Origin of the sequence: Kitasatospora sp. NPDC058406 (genome assembly GCF_042722765.1) — a bacterium.
Classification (GTDB): Bacteria; Actinomycetota; Actinomycetes; order Streptomycetales; family Streptomycetaceae; genus Kitasatospora.
Window position 1 is genome coordinate 21,493 of record NZ_JBHXKE010000121.1, and the last position, 6,000, is coordinate 27,492.

At 74.8% G+C, this 6,000-nt stretch carries 6 protein-coding genes; 2 read left to right on the forward strand and 4 right to left on the reverse strand.

What is annotated here, in order from left to right:
* The first annotated feature begins 90 nt into the window (after positions 1-90).
* Positions 91-693: a TetR/AcrR family transcriptional regulator gene (locus tag ACFWOG_RS23275; protein WP_327680125.1), complete on the forward strand. Its 603-nt coding sequence runs from the start codon at positions 91-93 to the stop codon at positions 691-693.
* Between the two features lie 6 nt (positions 694-699).
* Here the strand turns inward: ACFWOG_RS23275 and ACFWOG_RS23280 are convergent, their stop codons facing one another.
* Complete coding sequence (locus ACFWOG_RS23280) at positions 700-1,566, reverse strand: methyltransferase domain-containing protein (RefSeq protein ID WP_329947835.1); 867 nt, start codon at positions 1,564-1,566, stop codon at positions 700-702.
* A 111-nt stretch (positions 1,567-1,677) separates the two neighbouring features.
* On the opposite strand from ACFWOG_RS23280, the gene ACFWOG_RS23285 reads away from it, so the two are divergent.
* Positions 1,678-2,172 (forward strand): MarR family transcriptional regulator, encoded by a 495-nt coding sequence (locus ACFWOG_RS23285; RefSeq protein ID WP_329879141.1) that lies wholly within the window; start codon positions 1,678-1,680, stop codon positions 2,170-2,172.
* A gap of 100 nt (positions 2,173-2,272) precedes the next feature.
* On the opposite strand, the gene ACFWOG_RS23290 is transcribed toward ACFWOG_RS23285, so the two are convergent.
* The 3 genes from ACFWOG_RS23290 to galE all read right to left on the reverse strand — a co-directional run.
* Positions 2,273-3,877 (reverse strand): nucleoside-diphosphate sugar epimerase/dehydratase, encoded by a 1,605-nt coding sequence (locus ACFWOG_RS23290; RefSeq protein WP_329947836.1) that lies wholly within the window; start codon positions 3,875-3,877, stop codon positions 2,273-2,275.
* Between the two features lie 61 nt (positions 3,878-3,938).
* Positions 3,939-5,009 (reverse strand): LuxR C-terminal-related transcriptional regulator, encoded by a 1,071-nt coding sequence (locus ACFWOG_RS23295; RefSeq protein ID WP_329947837.1) that lies wholly within the window; start codon positions 5,007-5,009, stop codon positions 3,939-3,941.
* 339 nt (positions 5,010-5,348) lie between these two features.
* Positions 5,349-6,000: UDP-glucose 4-epimerase GalE (galE, locus tag ACFWOG_RS23300; RefSeq protein ID WP_380360727.1), on the reverse strand; the 652-nt coding region annotated here is incomplete at its 5' end.

Consider the following 6,000-nt stretch of genomic DNA (forward strand, 5'->3'; position numbering starts at 1 on the left):
GCGCCCGATCCGGCGCAGGCCCGTCCGCGTGCCGCCGCCGGGGCGGACGGTGCTGCGCCGGCACCGCGCCGCCGTGGCGGCCGGGTACGGATGACCGGCAAGCAGCGTCGGGAGCAGCTGCTGGAGGTCGGCCGCATCGTGTTCGCGGAGCGCGGCTACGACGGCACCTCGGTGGAGGAGATCGCCGAGCGGGCCGGGGTGTCCAAGCCCGTGGTGTACGAGCACTTCGGCGGCAAGGAGGGGCTGTACGCGGTGGTGGTCGACCGCGAGATGCAGCTGCTGCTGGACATGGTGACCGGGGCGCTGACCGGGGGGCACTCGCGGGAGCTGCTGGAACAGGCCGCGTTCGCGCTGATGGACTACATCGACACGTCCACGGACGGCTTCCGGATCCTGGTCCGGGACTCGCCGGTGGCCCAGTCGACGGGCACCTTCGCGTCGCTGATCAGCGACATCGCGACGCAGGTGGAGGACATCCTGGGGCTGGAGTTCAAGGCGCGGGGGTTCGACGCCCGGCTCGCCCCGATGTACTCGCAGATGCTGGTGGGCATGGTCGCACTGACCGGCCAGTGGTGGCTGGAGGTGCGCAAGCCGGAGAAGGCCGAGGTGGCCGCCCACCTGGTGAACCTGGCCTGGCACGGCCTGGAGGGGATGGAGCGGCACCCCAAGCTGGTCGGCGACCGCAAGGCCTGAGCCAGCTCAGCCCCGCCGGACCGCGACGGCGAAGATCCGGCGGAACGGGAAGACCGTGCCGTGCGGCCCGGCCGGGTAGGCCTCCCGGAGCAGCGCGCCGTACTCGGCCAGGAAGGCCGAACGGTCGGCCGGGTCGGCGAGCCGGGTGAGCACGGGCCGCAGTGCGGTGCCCTTGACCCACTCCAGCACCGGGTCGTCGCCGGTGAGCAGGGTGCTGTAGGTGGTCTCCCAGACGTCGGCGGTGCAGCCGGCCTCGGCGAGCGTCCGGAGGTACTCGTCCGGTCGGTGGACGCCGGCCCGGACGGCGTTCCCGCCCACGGACTCGCGCCAGCGCGGGCTGCGGCGGAGCTCGGCGAGCAGCACGTGGCTGGGCGACCCGAAGTTGCCGGGCACCTGGAAGGCGATCACCCCGCCGGGCCTGAGCGCCGCGGCCCAGCGCCGCAGCAGGTCGAGGTGCCCGCCGGCCGCTCCCCGCCCGCCGTCCCCCGCCGGGGAGTCCCCGGACCCGGACCGGCCGCCCGGCTCGAAGCCGATCCACTGCAGGGCCGCGTTCGAGACGATCAGGTCGGGGGCCGCCGCCGCGGGGTCGTAGCCGGCCGCGTCGGCGAGCAGGTAGTCGGCGGTGGGCTCCCCGCCCCCGGCGCGGGCGGCGGCGAGCATCTCGGCGGAGTTGTCGACCCCGGTGATCCGCGCCCCGGGCCAGCGTTCGCGCAGGACGGCGGTGGAGTTGCCCGGGCCGCAGCCGATGTCGAGGACGGTGGCGGCGGGTTCGTTCGGCACGGAGGGGACGCGGGCGAGCAGGTCGCGCAGCGGGCGGGTCCGTTCGTCGGCGAAGCGCAGGTACTGGTCCGGGTCCCAGACGGGTGCGGACATGGCCCACCTCCCAAGTCTCTCGACATCAAGATATCCAGTCGAAGCGTCCGCCCTGGAATTCTCGATGTCAAGAGACTTCACATCGACACAACCCCCGATACACTGATCGCCATGGAGGACGAGGTCGATCGGCTGGTCGCAGCATGGCGCCGAGAGCGCCCCGACCTCGACGTGGAACCACTTGAGGTGCTCAGCCGGGTCAGCCGGCTCGCGCGGCACCTCGACCGCGCCCGTCGGGCGGCCTTCGCCGAGCACGGGCTGGAGCCCTGGGAGTTCGACGTCCTGACCGCGCTGCGGCGGGCCGGCTCGCCGTACCAGCTCTCCCCCGGCCAGCTCCTCACCCAGACCCTGGTCACCTCCGGCACCATGACCAACCGGATCGACCGCCTCACCGGCAAGGGCCTGGTCAAGCGGCTGCCCGACCCGGACGACCGGCGCGGCGTCCTGGTCCGCCTCACCGACGACGGACGCGACCGCGCCGACCAGGCACTCGCCGGACTGCTCGCGCACGAGCGCGAGCTGCTCGCCCAGTTGACCGGCACTCAGCGGGGCGAACTCGCCGGACTGCTCCGGCAGCTGGTCGCCCCCTTCGACAACATCCCCTGACCCGAACCGTCCGGCCCGAACCTCCCGACCCGGAACCGTCCGACCCGGGCCTTCCGACCCGGTGGAGGAAACCCCGGAGGTCCGCGGGGACGGGCCCCGCTCAGAAGCCGTCCGGGTAGGGCGCGCTGAGCGCCGGCACCGGGGCGGGCACGGGATCCGGTGTCCGGTAGCCCGGCAGCAGCTCGGCCAGCCGGCGGCGCACCTCGTCGTCGCTGTTCACCGCCGCCGCCTCGTACAGCCCCGTCAGGCCGCCCGCCAGGTCCTCCGGCCCGGAGCCGGACTCGGCCAGGGTCGCGTAGATCCGGGCGTGCGCGGTCGGCTGCCGCTCCTCGCCCTCGGAGAACAGCGCCTCGTTGAGCTTCTCCCCCGCCCGCAGTCCGGTGTAGCGGATCTCGACCTCGTCCCGGGCCAGCTGCACCTGCTCGGCGAAGTTGTGCACCAGGTCGACGATCCGCACGGGCTCCCCCATGTCCAGCACGAACACCTCGCCGCCGCGCGCCATCCGGCCGGACTCCAGCACCAGGCCGACGGCCTCCTCGATGGTCATGAAGAACCGCGTCACGTCGGGGTGGGTGACCGTCACCGGGCCGCCGCTGCGCAGCTGCTCGGCCAGCACCGAGAGCAGCGAGCCGCGCGAACCGAGCACGTTGCCGAACCGGACGGCGGAGAACACGCCCGTGCCGAGGTTGCGCGCGTCCCGGGCGTTCGCCTGGACGATCAGTTCGGCCAGCCGCTTGCTGGCGCCGAGCACCGACGTCGGGTCGGCCGCCTTGTCGGTGGAGATCAGCACGAACCGCTCCACCCCGGTGGCCAGCGCCGCCTCCACCAGGTGGTCGGTGCCGAGCACGTTGGACTTCACCGCCTCGCTGGGGTGCCGTTCCAGCAGCGGCAGGTGCTTGTGCGCGGCCGCGTGGAACACCACCTCGGGCTCCAGGTCGCGGAAGATCTGCTGGATCCGCGGCCGGTCCCGGATGTCGGCGATCACCAGCGACTCGTCGGTGAGCAGTGCCTCGCCCCAGATGTCCAGCTGGAGCCGGTGCAGGTTGGACTCGTCGTGGTCCAGCATGTACAGCGCGCTCGGGTTGAACGCTTGGACCTGGCGGCAGAGTTCACTGCCGATCGAGCCGCCGGCGCCGGTCACCAGCACCCGCCGGCCCTCGATCACGTCACGGACGTCGGCCGAGACCACGTGCACCTCGTGCCGGCCGATCAGCCGGTTGACGTCCAGGCTGCGCATGTCGGAGCCGACCACCTCCCGGCGGAGCGCCGCCAGGAAGGACGGCAGGTAGCGGACGGCGGCACCGGCGGCCGCGGCGGCGGTGGCCAGGGCGCGGACGCGCTGCGGGGCGAGGCCGGGGATGGCCAGGGCGACGACCTGGGCCCGGTACTCGACGGCGAGCCCGGTCAGCTCCGCGAGGGTGCCGAGGACGGGGGCGGAGTCCACCGACCGGCCGGCCTTGGCCGGGTCGTCGTCGAGCAGGCCGATCGGCACGAGACCGAACTCGGGTGCGCGGCCCAGGTCGCGGACCAGCGCGGTGCCCGCCGCACCGGCGCCCACCACCAGGGTCCGCAACCCCGTCGGCGGCGCGGCCGGGGCGCGCGAAGCCGGCAGTGGGGCGCCCGGGAGCCCGTCCTGGGCGCTCTCGCCCTGGTTCGCGCCCTCCCCGGCCGTGTGCGGGCGTGCGGAAGTGCTGTGCGGCGACATGTGTCCTCCGGAGTTCCCTGACCTGACGGACCTGAGCCGGTACGGCGGTGAGACGGGCGGATCAGCCGGCGCCGGGAGCTGCGGTCGTGGCGACGGACGACGGGGCCGCGGGAGCGGCGGGCTCGGACGGACTGACACCCGCCCGGCGGGCCACCGCGACAGCGGCCAGGGTGGAGTGCACCCCGAGCTTGCCGAGGACGTTCTGCATGTGCGTACGCACGGTGTGCGGGGACAGGTAGAGCCGCTCGGCGACGGCCTGCCGGCCGAGGCCGGCGACCATGCAGCGCAGGATCTGCTTCTCCCGAGGGGTGAGCGTGTCGACCAGCCGCTCGCTCTCGGTGCGGTCCCGGCGGGCGGTGGTGAGCTCCCGGATGACGCCGGTGAGCAGGGCGGGCGGCACGTGCGTCTCGTCCCGCAGCACGCCCCGCATCACCGCCAGCAGCCTGGCCAGCGAACTCTCCTTCGCCACCCAGCCGGTGGCGCCGGCGTGCAGGGCGCGGGCGGCGCGGTGCGGGTCGTCGGCGGTGGCCAGGACGATCGCCCGCAGCGCGGGATGGTGGCGGCGGATCCGGGCCAGCAGGGTGATGCCGTCGGGCACCTGGGCGGTCGACGCCGGGGCGGCGGGGGAACCCGGAACGGCCGGGGTCGCCGGCCCCGATTCCGCCGGGTACGGGCCGGCCGGGTGAGCGGCCGGGCGGAGCGCCGACGGGTGGCGGACGGCGTGCGCCCCGGGGGGCGCGCCGCCGGCACCGGGCGATCCGGCGCTGCCGAGCGGTCCGGCGAGGCCGGACGATCCTGCGGTCGGGGTGCCCGGCCCCCCGGGGACTGCGGCCGGACGGCGGGGCGAAGGCAAGGCGACGGGTCGGCGGCGAAGGACCTCCGGCGGCGGGTCGACACCCGGCTGGCGGGCCCTGCGCGCGGCGGCCCCCGCCTCGGCGACCCCCAGGTCCGCGTCGACCAGGACCACGTCGAAGGCGCGGCCCTCGGTGGCGGCACGCTCCAGCGCCCGCTCCGCGGCAGCCGCGCTGCCTGCCGCGCCGACCTCGACATCGGGCTCCGCGGCGAGCGCCGCGGCCAGTGCCTCGGCGAAGATCCGGTGGTCGTCGACCACCAGGACGCGGATCCGTCCCATCGTCACTTCCCCCCTGCTCAGCTCCGGCCCGTGTCCGGGGCGGCGCCCCGGTCCTGCCTCCGCCGCCCGGGCGTTCCTGCGCCGCCCGCCTCCCGGATACCCGGAAGAGCCGAGGTGCCGGCCCCCACCGGTACCGGAATCAGCGTACGGGGTGGCCGCCGACTCGGTGGGGGTTTGGTGAAGTTTCGTCAGGAGGTGAGAAATTGACGCGACTTGGTGCTTCTCGGGCCGCCGGGAACGCCGGAGCGCCGCCCCCGTCCGTACGGGGGCGGCGCTCCGTTCGCGGCGCGTCCGGCCCGGGCGCCGGGGCGGGCTGCCGGGGCCACCGGCCCGCAGGGGCTACAGGCCGTTCTTCTCCAGGGTGAACTTCCAGGCGTCGGCGACGATGTCGTCCAGGTTCGGGCGGCGCGGGGTCCAGCCCAGCTCGCGGTGGGCACGCTCGGCGGAGGCCACCAGGACGGCCGGGTCGCCCGCGCGGCGGCCGGAGACCCGCACCGGGATCTCGCGGCCGGTCACGCGCTTGACCGACTCGATCACCTCGCGGACCGAGAAGCCGCTGCCGTTGCCGAGGTTGCAGATCAGGTGCTCGCCCGGCTTGGCCGCGTCCAGGGCGAGCAGGTGGGCGTCGGCGAGGTCGGCGACGTGGATGTAGTCGCGGATGCAGGTGCCGTCCGGCGTCGGGTAGTCGTCGCCGTACACCGCGATGTGCTCGCGCTGCCCGAGCGCCGCCTGGAACACCAGCGGGATCAGGTGCGACTCCGGGTCGTGCCGCTCGCCGTAGGCGCCGTACGCGCCGGCCACGTTGAAGTACCGCAGCGAGACGGCGGCCAGACCGTGGGCGACGGCCTCGCCGGTGATCAGGTGGTCGACGGCCAGCTTCGTGGCACCGTAGGTGTTGGTCGGCGCGGTGCGGGCGGTCTCGGCGATCGGCACGGCCTCCGGCTCGCCGTAGGTCGCGGCGGTGGAGGAGAACACCAGCCTGCGCACACCG